The organism is Pseudomonas shahriarae, from assembly GCF_014268455.2.
GTDB classification, from domain to species: Bacteria; Pseudomonadota; Gammaproteobacteria; order Pseudomonadales; family Pseudomonadaceae; genus Aquipseudomonas; species Aquipseudomonas shahriarae.
The window spans coordinates 133,094-152,907 of the sequence record NZ_CP077085.1; the positions used below are offsets into that span (position 1 = coordinate 133,094).

Consider the following 19,814-nt stretch of genomic DNA (forward strand, 5'->3'; position numbering starts at 1 on the left):
AACAACCCGCGACATGGAACCGGGACGAGCCCTCGCCCCACCTATCGTGCTGTCTGCGAAATGGTGTGGAGTCGAGCCGTCCGGCTTTTGCCTTTACAGAAAACAGCGAGGAATACTCCATGCTAGAAGTCATCAACGACTTCCTCTCAGGAAAAGTACTGATCGTGCTCATTGTCGGGCTCGGTGGTTACTTCACGATCCGCTCGCGTTTCGTTCAGTTTCGTCACTTCTTTCATATGTTCGCGGTGTTTCGCGACAGCCTGAAAAGCAGTGCCGGCCAACTCAGTTCGTTCCAGGCGCTGATGCTCAGCCTGGCCGGGCGGGTGGGTGCCGGTAACATCGCCGGGGTCGGCATCGCCGTGACCCTGGGCGGCCCGGGCGCAGTGTTCTGGATGTGGGTCACCGCGCTGGTGGGCATGTCTTCGAGCTTTATCGAGTGCTCCCTGGGCCAGCTCTACAAACGTACCGACGCCGAAGGCACCTACCGTGGCGGCCCGGCCTATTACATCCAGCACGGCCTGCAAAAACGCTGGCTGGGGATGGTCATGGCGTTTCTGCTGCTGGTGACCTTCGGGTTCGCCTTCAATGGCCTGCAAGCCCATGCCGTGACCCACTCGCTGAACAACGCCTTTGGCTTCGACACCACCTACACCGGCCTGGCGCTGGCGGTGTTGTTGGGCCTGGTGTTTATCGGCGGGATCAAGCGCATTGCCTCGATTGCCGACCTGCTGGTGCCGGTCAAGACCCTGGTTTATATCGCGGTGACGGTCTACGTGATCGTGCTGCAATTCGACCAGGTACCGGCCATGCTCGCGACCATCGTCAAGAGCGCCTTTGGCCTGGACCAGGCCTTCGGCGGCCTGGTGGGCAGCGCGATCATCATGGGTGTGAAGCGCGGCGTGTTTGCCAACGAAGCGGGCCTGGGCAGCGCGCCCAACGTGGCAGCCGTGGCCTCGGTGAAACACCCGGTCGCCCAAGGTGTGGTGCAAGCGTTCAGCGTGTTCCTCGACACCTTCATCATCTGCACCTGCACCGCCCTGCTGATCCTGCTCTCGGGCTTCTACACCCCAGGCTTTGAAGGCGACGGCATTGCCCTGACCCAGAACTCCCTGGCGGCGGTGGTCGGTGACTGGGGCCGGATGTTTATCTCGGTGGCCCTGGCGTTGTTCGTGTTCACCTCGATCATGTACAACTACTACCTGGGCGAGAGCAACCTGCGCTTTTTGGTGGGCAACAACCGCAAGGTGCTGATCGGTTATCGCGCGCTGGTGCTGGTGCTGATCTTCTGGGGTTCGATCGAGAACCTGAGCACCGTGTTCGCCTTCGCCGACATCACCATGACCATGCTGGCGTTCGTCAACCTGTTCGCCCTGGCGTTCCTGTTCAAGATCGCTATGCGCATCCTCAACGACTACGACAGCCAGCGCGCGGCGGGCATCAAGACCCCGGTGTTCGATTCCAGCCAGTTCCCTGACCTGGACCTGGACCGCAAGGCCTGGCCGGCCAACCCGGTGCAGCCGGAGCCAACGGCTCAAGCGACTGCTGAACTGAACGCCCAAGTGCAACGCTGAGCCTAGATAGATGACACGCCGCCCGGCCTTGGGCATGCTCTGGGCCCGGCGGCGTTTTTCGTTCAGGAGATTCTTCGATGTCCAAAGCTAACACCATCATGGTGCTCTACACCGGCGGCACCATCGGCATGCAGGCCAGCGCCAACGGCCTGGCGCCCGCTTCGGGCTTTGAAGCGCGCATGCGCGAACAGCTTGCCCACCTGCCAGCGCCAGCCTGGCGCTTTCGGGAAATGTCGCCGCTGATCGACAGCGCCAATATGACGCCCGCCTACTGGCAGCACCTGCGCAGCGCCGTGGTCGAGGCTGTGGACGAGGGCTGCGGTGGCGTGCTGATTTTGCATGGCACCGACACCCTGGCCTACAGCGCGGCAGCCATGAGTTTCCAACTGCTGGGCCTACCGTCGCCCGTAGTGTTCACCGGTTCAATGCTGCCGGCCGGCGTGCCTGACAGCGATGCCTGGGAAAACGTCAGCGGCGCCCTGGCAGCGTTGGGCGAAGGCCTCGCGCCCGGCGTGCACCTGTACTTCCACGGCGCACTGATGGCGCCGACCCGCTGCGCGAAAATCCGCAGTTTTGGCCGCCATCCCTTTGCTGCACTGCAGCGCAACGGTGGCGTGGCCAAGGCCCAGGCCCTGCCCGCCGCCCTGGACTACCGCCAGCCCAAGGCCCTGGCCAATGTCGGTGTGTTGCCGCTGGTGCCGGGCATTGATGCCGGGCAACTGGACGCCCTGGTCGCCAGCGGCATCCAGGCGCTGGTGCTCGAATGCTTTGGCAGCGGCACCGGGCCCAGCGATAACCCGGCGTTCCTTGCCAGCCTGCAGCGCGCGCTGGATCGGGACGTGGTGGTGGTCGCAATCACCCAATGCCATGAAGGTGGCGTGGAACTGGACGTGTATGAAGCGGGCAGCCGCTTGCGTGGGGTCGGCGTGTTGTCCGGTGGCGGCATGACCCGCGAAGCTGTGTTCGGCAAGCTGCAAGCCCTGCTCGGCGCCGGGCTGCCCAACGACGCAGTACGGCGTCTGGTCGAACTGGACCTGTGCGGTGAACTGAGCTGAGCGGCATATAACTTGCTCCACTTCCAGCCATCCCCTGGCTGGAAGTTCCCATGCTGCACTCCCACCTCACCACCCTCAATGCCGTTTCCCTGGTGCTCAGCACCTTCAAGGCCGAAGGCTTGCCCGCCGAAGCGCTGCTGGCCGGCAGTGGCATCTGTGCGGCGGACTTGAGCCGCGCCGACACACGCATCGCCACGCACCAGGAAATGCAGGTGTGCGCCAATGCCGTGGCCTTGCAGCGTGATATCGGGCTGATCGTGGGGCGACGGATGCACGTATCGGCCTACGGCATGCTCGGCTATGCGCTGCTCACCAGTGCCACTTTCGGTGACGCTTTACGCTTGGCCCTGCGTTATCCGGCGCTGTTGGGAACACTGTTCGAGCTGAGCCTGGAGCAAGACGGCGAGCGTATCTGGTTCACCGCCAGCGATTACCGCGAGAGCCCGGCACTGACCGCCTTCAATGTGGAGCTGTGCCTGGGATCGCTGAAGGTAATCTGTGACGACTTGCTCGGCCACCCGCTGCCGCTGCTGGGTGCGCGCTTTGAGCATGCCGCGCCGGATTATCAGGCGCGCTACGCCGAGTGTTTCGACTGCCCGCTGCAATTCCAGGCCACTGCCAATGCGTTCGCCTTTGACCAACGCTGGCTCGCCCAACCGTTGCCCCTGGCCGACACGGTGACCCACCGGGCAATGGCCGAGCGCTGCCGCAAACAGAACACCGAATTCACCGGGCGCGAGGCCTGGCTGGGGCGGGTGCGCCAGTTGCTCGCGGCGCAACTGCACGCCGCCCCCGGGCTGGATGGCCTGGCCCAGCAGATGAACTGTTCACCCCGCACCCTGCGCCGGCACCTGCATGACCTGGGCTGCAGCTACCAGGAACTGCTGGACGAACTGCGCTTTGAGCGCGCCAAGCAACTGTTGGCGCAAGACCAGTGGCCGATCTACCGCATCGCCGAGCAGTTGGGTTTCAGTGAGACCGCAAGCTTCCGGCATGCCTTTGTACGCTGGAGCGGTGTAGCGCCGAGTCAATTTCGAGCATGACGCCCCATGTAGGGGCGAATTTCGGACAGACAATTTGGCCATATTTATCCCCTTTTGGCCGCTCCTGCCGTTCTCCAAACCTGCGTACACCGCAACACTGCAAGGCATCCCAAGCTGCCTGCGGAGAACAATAAAAATGCTGACGATCTACTCGGACGATCACCACCTGCACCATGGCCGTTGCGAATTGATGGACGGCCAGTTGATGCCCTGCTTCGAAATGCCTTCGCGCGCCGACCATGTGCTGCAACGGGTCAAGGACCGTGAACTGGGCCCGGTGCAAGCGCCGCAGGACTTCGGCCTGGCGCCGCTGCAACGTGTTCACAGCCGCGACTACCTGGAGTTTTTCAAAGGGGCCTGGCAACGCTGGACGGCCTTCGGCCAGGACGGTGACCTGCTGCCCTACACCTGGCCCGCCCGCACCCTGCGCCGCGTATTACCCACCAGCCTGCATGGCCAACTGGGCTATTACAGCTTCGATGGCGGTGCGCCGATCACCGCCGGCACCTGGCAAGCCGCCTACAGCGCAGCGCAGGTCGCGCTGACCGCACAACACGCGATCCAAAACGGTGCCCACAGTGCCTTCGCCCTGTGCCGCCCGCCGGGGCATCATGCCGCCAGTGACTTGATGGGCGGTTATTGCTACCTCAACAACGCCGCCATCGCCGCCCAGGCCTTTCTCGATCAGGGCCACAAAAAGGTCGCGATCCTCGATGTCGATTACCACCACGGCAACGGCACCCAGTCGATTTTCTATGAGCGCAGTGATGTGCTGTTCACTTCGATCCACGGGCATCCGGAGGCAGAGTTTCCGTTTTTCCTCGGCTACGCCGATGAGCTGGGCGACGGTGCCGGTGAAGGCTTCAACTTCAACTACCCACTGCCGGCCGGTTCCGCCTGGGACACCTGGAGCGCCGCGCTGGAGCAGGCCTGCCAGGCAATCGAAGGCTATGGCGCGGACATCATCGTCGTGTCCCTGGGCGTCGACACATTCAAGGACGACCCCATCTCGCAGTTCAAGCTCGACAGCCCGGACTACCTGGCCATGGGTGCGCGTATCGCTCGCCTGGGCAAGCCGACGCTGTTTGTGATGGAAGGCGGCTATGCGGTGGAAGAAATCGGCATCAATGCCGTCAACGTTCTCGAAGGTTTTGAGGGGGCTGCCCAATGAACATGCTCAAGTCGCTTGTGCTCTGTGCCGCCGTGCTGAGCACCGCCGCCCACGCCGAAGAAAAAACCCTGCGGGTCTATAACTGGTTCGACTACATCACCCCCAAGGCCCTGGACGACTTCAAGGCCCAGAACCCGGCGATCAAACTGATCTACGACATCTTCGACACCAACGAGGCCCTGGAGGCCAAGCTGCTGACCGGCAACTCCGGCTACGACGTGGTAGTGCCGTCCAACGTGTTCCTGGCCAAGCAGGTCGAGGCCGGGGTGTTCCAACCCCTGGACCGCAGCCAGTTGCCGAACTGGAACCACCTCGATCCCAAGCTGATGCAGTTGATTGAAGCCAACGACCCGGGCAATAAATTCGCCGTGCCCTATATGTACGGCACCATCCTGATTGGCTTTAACCCGGACAAGGTCAAGGCCGTGCTGGGGGCCGACGCGCCGGTGGACAGCTGGGACTTGATCTTCAAGCCCGAGAACATCAGCAAGCTCAAGCAATGCGGGGTCGCGCTGCTGGATTCGCCATCGGAAATCCTGCCCCTGGCCTTGCAGCACCTGGGCCTGGACCCCAACAGCAGCAACCCCAAGGACTATGTAAAAGCCGAAGCGTTGCTGATGAAGATCCGCCCCTCCATCACCTACTTCCACTCCTCCAAGTACATGGCCGATATCGCCAACGGTGACATTTGCGTGGCCGTCGGCTACTCCGGCAGTTTCTCCCAGGCGGCCAACCGCGCCAGGGAAGCCAAGAACGGGGTGATTGTCGACATGCGCCTGCCCAAAGAGGGCGCGCCGATCTGGTTCGATATGCTGGCCATTCCCAAGGGCGCGAAAAACCCGCAGGACGCCTACACCTTTATCAATTACCTGCTGCAACCCCAGGTCATTGCGCCCATCAGCGACTTTGTCGGCTATCCCAACCCGAACAAGGACGCGACCGGGCTGGTGGATCCGGCGATCCGCAACAACCCTAACCTGTACCCGACCGAGGCGGCGATGGCTACGCTCTACACCCTCAAGCCGCTGGCCCGTGACGCCGAGCGCGCCAGGACCCGCGCCTGGACCAAGATCAAGTCCGGGACCTGAGCAATCATGGCCGGGGAGCCCCCTCTCCGGCCCCGGCGGCGCCTCACCGAAAGCGATCGGCTCCCAGATCAACCCACCTGCCAGGCCTTGCGCAGCCGCGCCAGGGCCTGGGCGATAGCCGCTTCGGGCACGGCGGCAAACCCCAGCACCAGGCCGGCGCGCTGGGCCGGTGCCGAGTGGGTGTCGGGCAGCCAATAGCTGCTCAGGGCGTTGATTTCTACATCCGCTGCCAGGGCCTGGGCGACTAACTGCGCCTCACGGGCCAGGCTTTGCACCCGTACTGTGAGGTGCAAGCCTGCCGCGACACCGGGCAGGCTACCCACGCCAGGCACGTCGTCGGGCCAACCGGCCAGCAAGACATTGCGACGACTCAAGGCGGCGCGGCGCATGCGCCGGATGTGCCGCTGGAAGTGCCCCGCTGCCATGAACTCGGCCATCACCGCCTGGGTGCTGACCTCCGAATGCCGTACGTCCACGGCGCGCCGCTGGGTGAAGGCGCTCACCAAGCCCGGCGGCAGCACCAGATAACCCAGGCGCAACGCCGGGAACGCGACTTTGCCGAAAGTCCCCACATAGAGCACCCGATCACTGCGATCCAGGGCCGCCAGCGGTGCCAGGGGCGCGCCGCTGTAACGGTACTCACCGTCGTAGTCATCCTCGATGATCCAGCCGCCCGTGCGCTCGGCCCAGGCCAGCAACTCCAGGCGCCGGGCCAGGCTCATGACCACCCCCGTCGGGTACTGGTGGGAAGGCGTGACATAGGCCAGGCGGCAATCGTTGAGCGCGTTCAATGCCGTGCAGTCGATGCCCTCTGCGTCCACCTCCACGCCCTGGAGTTTTGCCCCGGCATTGGCAAACGCATGCCCTGCCGCCCGGTAGCCGGGATTTTCAATTGCCACGCTATCCCCAGGGCCCACCAGTAGCTGTGCACAAAGGCTGATTGCCTGTTGCGCGCCGCTGGTGATCACAATTTGCTCAGCGGTGCATTGCATGCCTCGCGAGCTGCGCAAGTAAGCCGCGATCAGCCCACGCAATCGCTCATCCCCCGCCGGGTTGCCGTAACACAGTTGTTGCAGGTCAGGCTTGCGCCAAAAAGCCGCATTCAGCTTGGCCCAGACGTCAAACGGGAACAGATCGAAGGCCGGTACACCGACACGAAAAGCCCGTGGAGGGCCACTGGGTGGCAGCGGTAAATGGTTGTTTTCCAGACGACCCAGAGCGGGACTGTGGATAACTTCACTGGATAAATTCCCAGTTATATTTGCGGGTTTTGTGGATAAGGCTGGGGATAAGCCTGTTGATAACCCTGTGGACACTTTTGTGGATAATTTTTTTGTGCCCGGGTCGGTGGTGGGCAATTGCGCCACATAGGTCCCATCGCCCACCCGTCCTTCGATAAAGCCTTCGGCATACAACTGATCGTAGGCCCGCACCACGCTGTTGCGGGAAATCGACAACGCCGCCGCCAGATCCCGGCTGGCGGGCAGCCGGGTCCCACTGGCCAGCCGCCCATCCAGCACCCGCTGGCGCAGGGCCTCGTACAGCTGGCGTGTCAGGCCCTGACGGCGATCCAGCTCAATACCCGCAGGGTTGAATGACATGGGCGACATATTGGACCTATGAAATTGGCCTGAGATGGCTCTTACAACAGACCATTAGCCTGCCTAGGATGCAGGCATTCGCCAAGGAAAATATTTATGTACACGCCTCGCGCCTTTGCCCTCGACGATTTGCCCGAACTGCAGCAACTGATCCGGCACACGCGCCTGGCGCAGTTGGTGACCTTTGGCGAGCACGGCCTGCAGGCCAGCCATTTGCCGCTGCTGCTCAACCCCGATGAAGGACCCAATGGCACCCTCTACGGCCATCTGGCCAAGGCCAATCGCCAGTGGCAAGACCTGCAGAACGGCAGCGAGGCCCTGGTGATTTTTGCCGGTGCCGAGGCCTATGTCAGCCCAGGGTTTTATCCGGCCAAGGCCGAACACGGCAAAGTGGTGCCCACCTGGAATTACCTGGCGGTCCACGCCTATGGCCAGGCCGAGGTGTTCACCGATGCCGAGCGCCTGCTCACACTGGTCAGCGCCCTGACCGACCGCCACGAAAACGGGCGCGCCCAACCGTGGAAAGTCAGCGATGCCCCGGCGGACTACATCGACGGCATGCTCAAGGCCATCGTCGGGTTCGCCCTGCCGATCCAGCGCCTGCAAGGCAAGCGCAAGCTCAGCCAGAACCGCAGCGCGGCGGATATCGCCGGCGTACGCGAAGGGCTGGCCGCAAGCTTTGACGTGCGTGACCAAACCCTCGCCCGATTCATTCCCAAGGAGCCTTCATGAGCCAGATCGACATCCGCCGGGTGCAAGCCGCCGACCACGCTGCCTGGTTGCCACTGTGGCAGGCCTACCTGCGCTTCTACGACACGCAGTTGCCGGACGCCGTCAGCACCAGCACCTGGCAACGCCTGCTCGACCGCAACGAGCCGACCCATTCGGCCCTGGCCTGGCAGGACGGCAAGGCGGTGGGTATGGTCAACTTCATCTATCACCGCTCCAACTGGAGCATCGAAAGCTCCTGTTACTTGCAAGACCTGTTCGTGGACGCCACCCAGCGCGGTGCCGGAGTTGGTCGCAAATTGATCGAATTCGTCTACACCACCGCCAAGGCCGAGGGGTGCTGCAAGGTCCACTGGTTGACCCATGAGACCAATGCCACTGCGATTGCGTTATACGAACGCATCGCCGAACGTCCCGGCTTTATCCAGTTTCGCAAAGGCCTTTAAGGAGCACAGCATGTCGACCTCACTCGCAGACTGGAAAGGCGCCCCGGCGCCCACCGCCCAACTGATCGAAGGGCGCTTTATCCGCCTGGAAAAACTCGACCCGGCCCGCCACACCGATAGCCTGTGGCAAGCCCTCCAGGGCCCCGGTGCCGACCCCAAGCTGTGGGACTATTTGCCCTACGGCCCGTTTACCGAGCGCGCCGCTTTTGATGCGTGGCTAAACAACCACGCGGCCAATAGCGATCCGTACTTTTTCAGCGTGATCGACCGCGCCAGCGGCGACGTGCAGGGCATCCTTAGCCTGATGTCGATCGTCCCGGCCCAGGGCCGCATCGAAATCGGCCACGTCACCTTCGGCGCCCCAATGCAGCGCTCACCGAAAAGCACCGAGGCCGTGTATCTGCTGGCCCGGCACGCGTTTGAGCTGGGCTACCGGCGCCTGGAATGGAAGTGCAACAACGGTAACGCCCGCTCCAAATACGCAGCCGAGCGCCTGGGGTTCAGTTTTGAAGGGGTGTTCCGCCAGCATATGGTGGTCAAGGGGCAGAACCGCGACACGGCGTGGTACTCGATCCTCGATGGAGAGTGGCCGAAGGTCGGCGCCGGGTTTGAGGCCTGGCTTGGGGAGGCTAACCAGACGGCCGATGGACAGGCGAAAACCCTGACTGAATGCCGGGGCTGACGTTCAGCTCAACGGACGCCGAACCTTGACCACGCCCATCTGCAAGCCGAACGGCCGGAACACCGCGTTCAACGACTTGAGCGTCTGATTGCCCTCACCGTGCTCGATATGCACCAGGGTGCGCAGGGAAATCCTGCACATCCTGGCGAACGGAGTCTGGTGCAGGCCGGTGACCTCCACACGCAGCCGGCGCAAGGCTTCGCCGACCTGCAGGGTACCTTCGGCCAGGCCCTGCTCCACACTCTCGATCAACAAGGCGCGTGTATCCAATAAAATACACCTTCCTCCAGGCCACAACCCTTACGCCTTTATTCACCTGGCACTGAAGATCTCTCCCGCAAACCGCAAACGCTTACCCTGACAGTTATCCCTCCAGCGCCTCGCTAAATTTCCCGCCTCACATCTCAGAGGTTCGGACCTATGCCCTGCACATCCAAACGACTCGCCCTTGTCATCACTTTCGCGCTGAGTGCGTTGAGCATTCAACTGGCCGCTGCACGCGGGGATATGGGGTCGCCGCCCAGCGAACCTGAACCGGCCAGTCCTTTTTATTTCATTGACTACGCCACCACCGGCAATGGCCGGGCTGTGGCCCAGGTGCTGGACCGTGCGGTGGATGCGGTGCTGGAGTCGGGCGACCTGAGCGCGCGAGAAAAGTATCTGATTGCAGATGACGCCCGCTATATGGGCAACCTGGCCCCTGGAAGAATCGGCGCGGTGCTGGAGCAACTGGCTGCCAGCCAGAACGCCAACCTGGGCAGCGCCACCCAGAACAGCCTGAAGCCACTGCAGAGCAGTTTGCTGGCGGCCATGAGCGACGTGAGCGGCGATGCCAACGGTCGTGTCTGGCTGCAGGGCCTGGGCAACGCCGGCAGCCTGGACGGCCAGCACGGCGGTGGCGATTTGCAACAGCGTAACCAGGGCGTGGTGCTGGGCGCCGATTGGGCCGTGGACCCCGCCTGGCGCATGGGTGTGATGGGGGCCAAGACGACCAGTGACCTGAGCGCCAAACGCTTCAAGGCCGCGCTCGACAGCTGGCACCTGGGGGCTTACGCGGTGCGCCAGGATGGGCCGCTGGCCTTGCGCCTGGGGGCGATCCACAGCAACCACGCCGGGTTGAACAAGCGCAGCGTGGATTTTGATTTCATCGACCATCGCGAACAACTCAAGGGCAAGTACACCGCGCAAAGCCAGACGGTTTTCAGCGAAATGGGCTATCGCGCGGACCACGGCAGTTTTACCGTCGAACCGTTCGCGGGTATCGGTTATCAGCGCTACCAGCGCGAGCGCTTCAAGGAAAAAGGCGGCCTCAGCGCCCTGAATGTCGGCGAGCAGACCCAGCAGAACCTGAGCAGCACCTTCGGCCTGCGCATGACCAGCCTCTATACCCTGGACAACCAGATGCCCCTCAAACCCCATTTCAGCGCCCGCTGGAAACACCTGTATGGCGATGTCGGCAACCGCGTGCGCCAGTCCTCGGCCTGGGTGGACAGGTCGGTGTTCAACAGCGATTTCACCATCGAGGGCACTGCCCTGGACCGCAATAGCATGGCCCTGCAAGCCGGGCTGGGGCTGGGCGTATCGACCACCCAGAGCGTGGGCCTGACCTACACCGGCGATTTTGGCGCACGCAGCAGCAACCAGGCCGTGATGGGCCAATGGACCCTGACGTTCTGATTTCGCACGGTTTGCAGACGAAAAAAAAGGGGGCACATGCCCCCCCGAGGATTAAGCGGTAGTCTCGAAGGCTGGGGATCAGCCTTCGATTTCGATCAGGATTTCACCCGGGTTGACCCGGTCGCCCTTGGCTACGTGAACGGCGGTGACTTTGCCGGCGATGGCCGCCTGCACTTCCGTCTCCATCTTCATCGCTTCGGTGATCAGCACAGCCTGGCCGGCCTTGACCACGTCGCCTTCCTTGACCAGCACATCCACGATATTGCCCGGCATCGCCGTGCTCACATGGCCCGGCTCGCTGGCCTGCTTGCGCTTGCTGGTGCCGCCGCCGACGAATTCGTTGAGCGGTTCGAACACCACTTCTTCCGGCATGCCGTCGATGGACAGGTAGAAGTGACGCTTGCCTTCGGCCTTGACGCCAACACCGGTGATATCCACGCGGTAGCTTTCGCCGTGCACGTCGATCACGAACTCGGTCGGCACACCTTCACCGCCGGCACGGGCCACGCCGCCGGCTTCCGGGATCGGCAGCAATACTTCTGGGGCGAGGGTGCCGGCGTCGCGCTCTTCAAGGAACTTGCGGCCGATGTCCGGGAACATCGCGTAGGTCAGCACGTCTTCTTCGGACTTGGCCAACGCGCCGATTTCGCCACGCAGCTTGGTCATTTCCGGCTTGAGCAGGTCGGCTGGGCGCACGTCGATCACGTCTTCGCTGCCGATGGCCTGGCGACGCAACTTCTCGTTCACCGTGCCCGGCGCCTTGCCGTAGCCGCCTTGCAGGTACAGCTTCACTTCGTTGGTGATGGTCTTGTAGCGCTCGCCGGCCAGCACGTTGAAGAACGCCTGGGTGCCGACGATTTGCGAGGTTGGCGTGACCAGCGGCGGGAAGCCGAGGTCTTCACGTACCCGTGGGATCTCCGCCAGCACTTCGCTCATGCGGTTGAGGGCGCCCTGCTCTTTGAGCTGGTTGGCCAGGTTGGAAATCATCCCACCCGGCACCTGGTTGACTTGCACGCGGGTGTCGACGGCGGTGAATTCACTTTCGAACTGGTGGTACTTCTTGCGCACGGCATAGAAGTACAGACCGATCTCCTGCAACAGCTCCAGGTCGAGGCCGGTGTCGAATTCGCTGCCTTTGAGGGCGGCGACCATCGACTCGGTACCCGGGTGGCTGGTGCCCCAGGCGAAGCTGGAGATGGCGGTGTCGATATGGTCGGCACCGTTTTCGATAGCCTTGAGTTGGCACATCGCGGCCAAACCGGCGGTGTCATGGGAGTGGATAAAGATCGGCAGGCTCTGCTCGGCCTTCAGCGCCTTGACCAGTTCGCCAGTGGCATACGGGGTCAGCAGGCCGGCCATGTCCTTGATCGCAATGGAGTCGCACCCCATGGACTCCAACTGCTTGGCCTGGGCCACGAACGCCTCGACGGTGTGCACCGGGCTGGTGGTGTAGGCGATGGTGCCCTGGGCGTGTTTGCCGGCCGCTTTTACCGCTTCGATGGCCACGCGCAGGTTACGCACGTCGTTCATGGCGTCGAAGATACGGAACACGTCGATGCCATTTACCGCTGCCTTTGCCACGAAGGCTTTGACCACGTCGTCGCTGTAATGGCGGTAGCCCAGCAGGTTCTGCCCACGCAGCAGCATTTGCAGGCGCGTATTGGGCAACGCGGCGCGCAGTTTGCGCAGGCGCTCCCACGGGTCTTCTTTCAAGAAGCGTACGCAGGCGTCGAAGGTCGCGCCGCCCCAGACTTCCAGGGACCAGTAGCCGACTTTGTCGAGCTTGTCGCAGATCGGCAGCATGTCGTCGGTGCGCATGCGGGTGGCCAGCAACGATTGGTGGGCGTCGCGCAGGATGGTGTCGGTAACGAAGATCTTCTTGCTCATTGTTATATTCCTCACAGGCCTGCGTGGGCGGCGATGGCGGCGGCGATGGCCAGGGCCAGCTCTTCGGGTTTGCGCTTGATCGAGTAGTTGGTCAGCTCAGGATGGCTTTCCACAAAACTGGTGTTGAACTGGCCGCTGCGGAATTCCGGGTTGCGCAGGATTTCCTGGTAGTAGGCGGCGGTGGTCTTCACGCCTTGCAGGCGCATGTCGTCCAGGGCACGCAGGCCGCGGTCCATGGCTTCTTCCCAGGTCAACGCCCATACCACCAGTTTCAGGCACATGGAGTCGTAGAACGGTGGGATGGTGTAGCCGGTGTAGATTGCCGTGTCGGTACGCACGCCGGGGCCGCCGGGGGCGTAGTAACGGGTGATCTTGCCGAAGCTTGGGAGGAAGTTGTTCTTCGGGTCTTCGGCGTTGATACGGAACTGCAACGCAAACCCACGGTGCTGGATATCTTCCTGTTTTACCGACAGCGGCAGGCCGGACGCGATGCGGATCTGCTCGCGAACGATATCAATGCCGGTAATTTCTTCGGTGATGGTGTGTTCCACCTGCACCCGGGTGTTCATCTCCATGAAGTACACCTCGCCCTCGGCGAGCAGGAACTCCACGGTGCCGGCGTTCTCATAGCCCACGGCCTTGGCCGCACGCACCGACAGGTCGCCGATGTAGGCACGCTGTTCGGGGGTCAGTTGGGGGCTGGGGGCGATTTCGATGAGCTTCTGGTTACGGCGCTGGATCGAGCAATCACGTTCGAACAGATGCACCACGTTGCCAAAGCTGTCGCCGAGGATCTGCGCCTCGATGTGCTTGGGATTGACGATGCATTTTTCCAGGAACACTTCCGCCGAACCAAAGGCCTTGGTGGCCTCGGAGATGACGCGGGGGAAGGCTTGTTCGAGTTCTTCACGGCTGTTGCAGCGACGAATGCCGCGACCGCCACCACCGGAGGTGGCCTTGAGCATCACCGGGTAACCAATGCGGTCACCTTCGGTCAGCGCCTCGGCGATGTCGGCGACGTTGCCTTCAGTGCCCGGCGTCACCGGCACGCCGGCCTTGATCATGCTGCGGCGCGCTTCGGTCTTGTCGCCCATGCGGCGAATGACTTCGGCCGATGGACCAATGAATTTGATTCCACGTTCGGCGCAAATGTCCGCCAGTTCGGCGTTTTCCGAGAGGAAGCCGTAGCCAGGGTGCAACGCGTCGCAGCCGGTTTCCACAGCCAGGTTCACCAGCTTGCGCGGGTTCAGGTAACCGGCCAGGGGCTCGGCACCAATGCTGTGGGCCTCATCGGCGCGCTTGACGTGCAAGGCGTGCCGGTCAGCGTCGGAATACACCGCCACCGAACGAATACCCATTTCGGCACAGGCCCGCACAATGCGGACGGCAATCTCACCACGGTTGGCGATCAGGATCTTTGTTATCACTTGGAAATTCCCTTGAGCCGATTGCTGCGTTCTTCGACCTGCTAGACCAGGTCGGCGCGTGACTAAATGTTTCAGGTCAGTCGCCAGACACACACTATGCGCACTTAGGGATTAACAAAAATCAATAATTATTGGGTTGTGTATAAGTAAAGACTTATAGTTGACCCCACAGCCCCCTGCGAGCCGCTTTGAATTATGCGTAAGTCACTGATGCGTATGACATTACGTCAATTACAGATCTTCAATGAAGTCTGCGATTTGCGCTCCTACAGCCGCGCTGCCGAGGAAATGTCCCTTACACAACCCGCCGTCAGCCTACAGATTCGCCAGCTCGAAGAGCTGGTCGGCCAACCGTTGTTCGACTACGTGGGCAAAAAGCTCTACATGACCGAAGCCGCCGAAGCCCTGCAGCGGGCCAGCCGGGACATCTTCGGGCGCCTGGAAAACCTTGATATGCAGCTCTCGGACATGCAGGGCTCGCTGCAGGGGCAATTGAAGCTGGCGGTGGAGTCCAGTGCCAAGTACTTCGTGCCGCACTTGTTCGCCGCCTTCAAGCGCCAGCATCCCGAGGTGCAGTTGCACCTCACGGTGGTCAACCGCGCCCAGGTGATCCGCCGGCTGTCGGACAACCGTGACGACCTGGTGATCATGTCCATGGTGCCGCAGGACATGGGCCTGGAATTTTTGCCCTTTCTCAACAACCCGATTGTCGCGGTGGCCCCGCCGGACCACCCACTGAGCCTGCAAGGCCCATTGCGCCTGCAGGATCTGGAACCCTACACCTTGCTGCTGCGCGAGCCGGGCTCCGGGACGCGCCTGGCCTGCGAGGAGTACTTCAAGGAAAAGCGCGTGCACTTCACCCAGACGGTGGAAGTGGCCTCGGCCGAGGCACAGCGCGAGTGCGTCGTGGCGGGGTTGGGCGTGGCCCTGCTGACGCGCCACGCCCTGAACCTGGAGCTGGCCACCGGCGGGCTCAAGGAGTTGCCGGTGGAAGAGCTGCCGCTGTACCGCAGCTGGTGCCTGGTGCAGGCCAAGGCCAAGCGCCTGTCACCGGTGGCCCATGCGTTCCTGGGCTTTATCCGCAGCGAGCGGGTGCAGATCAGCGTGCTGGCTGAACGCTTCGCTGGGCAGCCGCGGGCGCCTGCCAGTGCAGCTCCGGATAGTCGCTGATGCTCTGCAGCAGTTGACGCTGGTCACAACGGTCTTCAATTGCACGACGGAACGCCATGCGGCGCTGGTCTTCCTGCTGACGACGGGTTTTGACGGTGCTGGTGCTGTCTTCGTAGTGCCGGGCCATTTCGAGTCTCCCAATGCGAGTACGGGGAGTTCAGGATGGGCGCGGGGGATGACGGTTTGGCGGCACGCGGGTTACAGGACGATGAATCTTGCCGGTGCAACACCGAGCAAATCTGTGGGAGCTGGCTTGCCTGCTCTCACAGTTGACCGAGTGCCACCTTGGGTCAGTCGTCGAGGGCTTTGACGGACTTGGGCGACAGCCGCAGGCTGCGCAAGCTGCGCTTGACGCTCTTGAGGTGGTTGACCAGGCTCGGACCACGCGCCATGGCCACGCCCATCGCCAGCACGTCGATCACCACCAGGTGGGCAATCCGCGAGGTCAGCGGGGTGTAGATCTCGGTGTCTTCGTGCACATCAATCGCCAGGTTGACCGTGGACAGCTCCGCCAATGGCGTCTGGCTCGGGCACAAGGTGATCAGTGAGGCGCCGCTTTCACGCACCAGGTTGGCGGTGATCAGCAAGTCCTTGGAGCGGCCCGACTGGGAAATACAGATCGCCACATCGGTGGGTTTCAACGTCACCGCCGACATCGCCTGCATATGCGGGTCGCTGTAGGCCGCCGCCGTCAGCAGCAGACGGAAGAACTTGTGCTGGGCATCCGCCGCCACCGCACCCGACGCACCAAAGCCATAGAACTCCACGCGCTGGGCCTGGGACATGGCAGTCACGGCTTTTTGCAGCTCGATCGGGTCGAGCTTCTCCCGCACTTCCATCAGGGTGTGCAGGGTGGTGTCGAAAATTTTCAGGCTGTAGTCGGCGACGGAGTCGTCTTCATGAATCGCGAACTGCCCGAAGCTGGCACCGGCCGCCAGGCTCTGGGCCAGTTTCAGCTTCAAGTCCTGGAACCCCGAGCAACCGATGGCGCGGCAGAAGCGCACGATGGTCGGCTCGCTGATCCCCACGCTGTGGGCAAGGTCAGCCATGGAACTGTGCATCACGGCCGCAGGGTCAAGCAGCACGTGATCGGCAACCTTGAGTTCCGATTTGCGTAACAGGTGGCGCGACTGGGCGATATGTTGCAACAGGTTCAAAGGGCAGGACTCTTGTTATTGGCAGACGCCAGGGATGTAGCAAGCTTGTAGTTATACTACAAGAATTGCTGATTTGCCCGCTCGATGCATCACTAAATCGCCCTACTGCCCCCTGAATCAGCGGGCAAATGCGATGTAGCACCCGATGGCGCCTGGCTAGCCGTCAGGAAAATCTGCATTTTTCCGTAACAAATCCGCCAGTCCTTCGGCCTCGATCGGCCGGCTGATCAAATAGCCCTGCACCTCATCGCAGTTTTCAGCGCGCAGGAAATCCAGCTGCTGCTGATCTTCCACACCCTCGGCCACCACCTTGAGCGACAACCCATGGGCCATGGCGATGATGGCCCGGGTAATCGCCAAGTCTTCACGCCCCTGGCCCAGGCCGCGGATAAAGGTCTGGTCGATCTTCACGTAATCCACCGGGATGCGCTTGAGATAACTGAGGGACGAATAGCCGGTGCCAAAGTCGTCGATGGCCAGCTTCACCCCCAGATCGCGCAGTTGCTGGAAGGTGGCGATGATGTGCTCGACACTGTCGAGCAACTGACTTTCAGTCAGCTCCAACTCCAGGTACTGCGGGGCCAACCCGGTTTCGTCCAGCACCTGGCGTACCAGGCTGACCAACTTGCCCTGGCGCAACTGGTGCACCGACAGGTTGACCGACACGCGGATCGGCGCCAGGCCCTGGCGCTGCCATTCACAGGCCTGCCAGCAGGCCTGGCGCAATACAAACTCGCCCAATGGCACGATCAACCCGGTCTCTTCCGCCAGCCCGATAAAATCACCCGGCGGCACGCTGCCCCACTGCGGATGGTCCCAGCGCACCAGCGCCTCGGCGGCGTTCATCTTGCCGGTGGCCAGGCACAGCTTGGGTTGGTAGAACACCTTCAACTGGCGCTCATCAATGGCTTTGCGCAACTGGTTTTCCAGCTGCAAACGCTCAAGGGTGCTGGCCTGCAAGCTGTCGGTATAGAACTGGAAGTTATTGCCGCCCAGATGCTTGGCGTGTTGCATGGCCATGTTTGACTGGCTGACCAATGCGGAAATTTCCCGCGCGTTATCCGGTAACAGGCTGACACCGATTGAAGCGCTGACCACCAACTCATGCCCCTCCACCGCCACCGGCACCCGCAGTTTGGCCAAGAGTCGGGTGGCCACCCGCGCCAGGCTCGACAGGCTGCCATAGGCGTCGAACAACACCGCGAATTCGTCGCCAGACAGTCGCGCAATGGTGTCGGCTTCCGGCAAGGCATTGATCAGGCGCCTGGCCATTTTTTGCAGCAATTGGTCGGCAATTTCGTGGCCCAGGCTGTCATTGAGTAGCTTGAAGCGGTCCAGGTTGATATGCAGCAACGCCAGGCTGCGGCCGCCTTGACGCACCCGTTGATGGGCCTCACGAAGGCGCTCGCGGAACAGCGAGCGGTTGGCCAGGCCCGTCAGTTCGTCGTAATGGGTGAGGTAGCGCATGCGCTCCTCGGACTCGCGGCGGGCGGACAAATCGGCGAAGAAGCCCACGATATGACTGACATTTCCCCGAACATCGCGCACCACGCTCAATTGCAGCCATTGCGGGTACAGCTCGCCGTTCTTGCGCGCCTCTACCAGTTCACCCTGCCAACTGCCGTGGTTCAACAGGGCCTGGCGAATCACCGGGAAGTGCCGGCGAGCGTCGCGGCTGCACGGCAACTCCACGACATTGCGCCCCAGCATGTCGTCGATATCAAAGCCGGTGACACGGCTGAAGGCTTGGTTGATCGCAATCAACACGTACTCCGGGTCCAGGATCACGATGCCTTCGCTGGCCGCCTCGAACACCGTGGACGCCAGCCGTAACTGCTCTTCCACCGCCTTGCCGGCGCTGATATCGCGCCGGGTACCGAGCATGCGCGTCACGCGCCCGCTGGCGGTGCGCTCTACGGCGCGCCCGCGGTCCTCGATCCACACCCAGCGCCCGTCGCCATGGCGCACGCGGTACTCCACCTGATAGTCCTCGCTGCGCCCTTTCAAGTGCTCCACCAGCGCGTACTTGAGCAGCGGCAAGTCGTCCGGGTGCAGGCGTGGCTTGAGGTCGCGCAGCATCGCCGTGACGTATTCCGGCTCCAGGCCGAACAACTCCTTGAGTTGGGTGTGGTGGACTTCATCGGTTTGCAGGTTCCAGTCCCACAATCCCAGCTCACTGGCCTGCAACGCCATGGCCAGGCGCGCCTCGCTTTTGCTCAGGGCCAGGCTGGCGGCGTCCAATTGCTGGCCACGCTGTTCGACGCGCTGTTGCAGGCCGACCTGGGCCTCGCGCAGTTCCTGCTCGATCTGGCGGCGCTGCTCGACCTCGCGCACCAGGTCCTGATTCAACTGCTCGCTACGCTGACGCGCCTGTTGCAAGTGCTCGATCAGGGCCTGGTTCTGGAAGCGCCGCAGCAAACCGCGCTGGATCAGGCGGTTGACCTGCCATGCCACCAGGCTCAGGGATGCCAGCAGGATCAGGCCCAGGTAACTCCAACCCTGCAGTTGCGGTTCGCCGCTGCAGAATAGATAGAGGATGGTGGGCACCAGGCAGGGCAAGGCAAACGACAAAAACGCCGGCAAACTCACGGCGTAAGCCACGCTGGCCGATAAAGTGGCCGCGCCAATCAGGCCAAAGACCCAGGCCTGCTGCACGAAGCTATCCAAGGGCACCAGGGCAATGGCCGCACTCGCCAGGGTCAGGCCACTGGCCGCCGAACCGAGCATGAACATCCGCCGCCAGACCGGCTGAGCCTGTCGGCTGGGCAAGGCGCTGTCGAAGGCCGCCACCTGGATCACGCGCATCGCCACCAGGGCCAGCAACCACACCAGCCAACTGCCGACCAGCACATAACGCTGCGGGCTCCAGAGCAACCAGGCGCAGACCAGACCGTTAATCAGCATCAATAACGTGGGCAGCAACGACCCCTGGTACAACAGACGCGTGCGCTCGACCGCCATCTCCATGGCGTAGTGCTTGCGGATAACCTGCTCCGGCGCGACAGAAGGGCCGGGCAAGTCAGTGCTGAGGGTCATAGGCAGTGTTCTTATAATGGTGAGCCCGAAACGTCGACGGAGCATACACAAGCAGACGGGCAGACCAAACTGCT

The 19,814-nt window shown here is 62.4% G+C and carries 17 protein-coding genes; 10 read left to right on the forward strand and 7 right to left on the reverse strand.

Translation table 11 applies throughout. The annotated features are described in order from the left end of the window. Window positions 1–119: 119 nt before the first annotated feature. The 5 genes from HU773_RS00615 (at window position 120) to HU773_RS00635 (ending at window position 5,928) form a co-directional block, all read left to right on the forward strand. Window positions 120–1,571 carry an alanine/glycine:cation symporter family protein gene (locus HU773_RS00615; protein WP_057961196.1) on the forward strand — a complete coding sequence of 484 codons (1,452 nt, stop codon included), beginning with the start codon at window positions 120–122 and terminating at the stop codon, window positions 1,569–1,571. Between the two features lie 77 nt (window positions 1,572–1,648). Continuing rightward, the gene (locus HU773_RS00620; RefSeq protein WP_120734359.1) at window positions 1,649–2,626 is read left to right on the forward strand and encodes an asparaginase; all 978 of its coding nucleotides are present in this window, start codon (window positions 1,649–1,651) and stop codon (window positions 2,624–2,626) included. Window positions 2,627–2,676: 50 nt separating this feature from the next. After that, a complete protein-coding gene (locus HU773_RS00625; RefSeq protein ID WP_057440561.1) occupies window positions 2,677–3,669 on the forward strand; it encodes an AraC family transcriptional regulator in 993 nt (330 codons plus the stop codon). 136 nt (window positions 3,670–3,805) lie between these two features. Continuing rightward, complete coding sequence (locus HU773_RS00630; RefSeq protein ID WP_057961198.1) at window positions 3,806–4,840, forward strand: histone deacetylase family protein; 1,035 nt, start codon at window positions 3,806–3,808, stop codon at window positions 4,838–4,840. Then, the gene (locus tag HU773_RS00635; RefSeq protein ID WP_057440563.1) at window positions 4,837–5,928 is read left to right on the forward strand and encodes a polyamine ABC transporter substrate-binding protein; all 1,092 of its coding nucleotides are present in this window, start codon (window positions 4,837–4,839) and stop codon (window positions 5,926–5,928) included. Before HU773_RS00630 ends, HU773_RS00635 begins: the two co-directional genes overlap by 4 nt. Window positions 5,929–5,996: 68 nt before the next feature. Here HU773_RS00635 and pdxR read toward each other — a convergent pair whose 3' ends face one another. Continuing rightward, window positions 5,997–7,538 carry a MocR-like pyridoxine biosynthesis transcription factor PdxR gene (gene pdxR / locus HU773_RS00640; RefSeq protein WP_186625684.1) on the reverse strand — a complete coding sequence of 514 codons (1,542 nt, stop codon included), beginning with the start codon at window positions 7,536–7,538 and terminating at the stop codon, window positions 5,997–5,999. A gap of 87 nt (window positions 7,539–7,625) precedes the next feature. Here pdxR and HU773_RS00645 point away from each other — a divergent pair, with 87 nt between their 5' ends. Genes HU773_RS00645 through HU773_RS00655 form a run of 3 tightly spaced genes read left to right on the forward strand, consistent with a single transcriptional unit; the run spans window position 7,626 to window position 9,386 of the window. Continuing rightward, entirely contained in the window at window positions 7,626–8,261 is a 636-nt protein-coding gene (locus tag HU773_RS00645) for an FMN-binding negative transcriptional regulator (protein WP_186625686.1), read from the forward strand. Continuing rightward, window positions 8,258–8,704 (forward strand): GNAT family N-acetyltransferase, encoded by a 447-nt coding sequence (locus HU773_RS00650; protein WP_186625689.1) that lies wholly within the window; start codon window positions 8,258–8,260, stop codon window positions 8,702–8,704. Before HU773_RS00645 ends, HU773_RS00650 begins: the two co-directional genes overlap by 4 nt. 10 nt (window positions 8,705–8,714) lie before the next feature. Beyond that, a complete protein-coding gene (locus HU773_RS00655; protein WP_057961202.1) occupies window positions 8,715–9,386 on the forward strand; it encodes a GNAT family N-acetyltransferase in 672 nt (223 codons plus the stop codon). A gap of 3 nt (window positions 9,387–9,389) precedes the next feature. On the opposite strand, the gene HU773_RS00660 is transcribed toward HU773_RS00655, so the two are convergent. Next, window positions 9,390–9,656 carry a helix-turn-helix domain-containing protein gene (locus HU773_RS00660; protein ID WP_057961203.1) on the reverse strand — a complete coding sequence of 89 codons (267 nt, stop codon included), beginning with the start codon at window positions 9,654–9,656 and terminating at the stop codon, window positions 9,390–9,392. A gap of 150 nt (window positions 9,657–9,806) precedes the next feature. On the opposite strand from HU773_RS00660, the gene HU773_RS00665 reads away from it, so the two are divergent. Beyond that, the gene (locus HU773_RS00665; protein ID WP_057961204.1) at window positions 9,807–11,063 is read left to right on the forward strand and encodes an autotransporter outer membrane beta-barrel domain-containing protein; all 1,257 of its coding nucleotides are present in this window, start codon (window positions 9,807–9,809) and stop codon (window positions 11,061–11,063) included. 78 nt (window positions 11,064–11,141) lie between these two features. Here the strand turns inward: HU773_RS00665 and oadA are convergent, their stop codons facing one another. Both oadA and HU773_RS00675 read right to left on the reverse strand, forming a co-directional pair. Beyond that, window positions 11,142–12,950 (reverse strand): sodium-extruding oxaloacetate decarboxylase subunit alpha, encoded by a 1,809-nt coding sequence (gene oadA, locus HU773_RS00670; RefSeq protein ID WP_120734366.1) that lies wholly within the window; start codon window positions 12,948–12,950, stop codon window positions 11,142–11,144. Between the two features lie 11 nt (window positions 12,951–12,961). After that, complete coding sequence (locus HU773_RS00675) at window positions 12,962–14,377, reverse strand: acetyl-CoA carboxylase biotin carboxylase subunit (protein WP_029290035.1); 1,416 nt, start codon at window positions 14,375–14,377, stop codon at window positions 12,962–12,964. 195 nt (window positions 14,378–14,572) lie between these two features. Here HU773_RS00675 and HU773_RS00680 point away from each other — a divergent pair, with 195 nt between their 5' ends. Then, the gene (locus tag HU773_RS00680) at window positions 14,573–15,547 is read left to right on the forward strand and encodes a LysR family transcriptional regulator (protein WP_186625691.1); all 975 of its coding nucleotides are present in this window, start codon (window positions 14,573–14,575) and stop codon (window positions 15,545–15,547) included. Here the strand turns inward: HU773_RS00680 and HU773_RS27315 are convergent. The 3 genes from HU773_RS27315 to HU773_RS00690 form a co-directional block, all read right to left on the reverse strand. Next, window positions 15,477–15,674 (reverse strand): PA3496 family putative envelope integrity protein, encoded by a 198-nt coding sequence (locus HU773_RS27315; protein WP_057444237.1) that lies wholly within the window; start codon window positions 15,672–15,674, stop codon window positions 15,477–15,479. The genes HU773_RS00680 and HU773_RS27315 overlap by 71 nt on opposite strands. A gap of 163 nt (window positions 15,675–15,837) precedes the next feature. After that, window positions 15,838–16,704 carry a transcriptional regulator HexR gene (hexR, locus tag HU773_RS00685; RefSeq protein ID WP_029290040.1) on the reverse strand — a complete coding sequence of 289 codons (867 nt, stop codon included), beginning with the start codon at window positions 16,702–16,704 and terminating at the stop codon, window positions 15,838–15,840. 156 nt (window positions 16,705–16,860) lie between these two features. Further along, complete coding sequence (locus HU773_RS00690; RefSeq protein WP_057961207.1) at window positions 16,861–19,740, reverse strand: GGDEF domain-containing phosphodiesterase; 2,880 nt, start codon at window positions 19,738–19,740, stop codon at window positions 16,861–16,863. Between the last annotated feature and the right edge of the window lie 74 nt (window positions 19,741–19,814).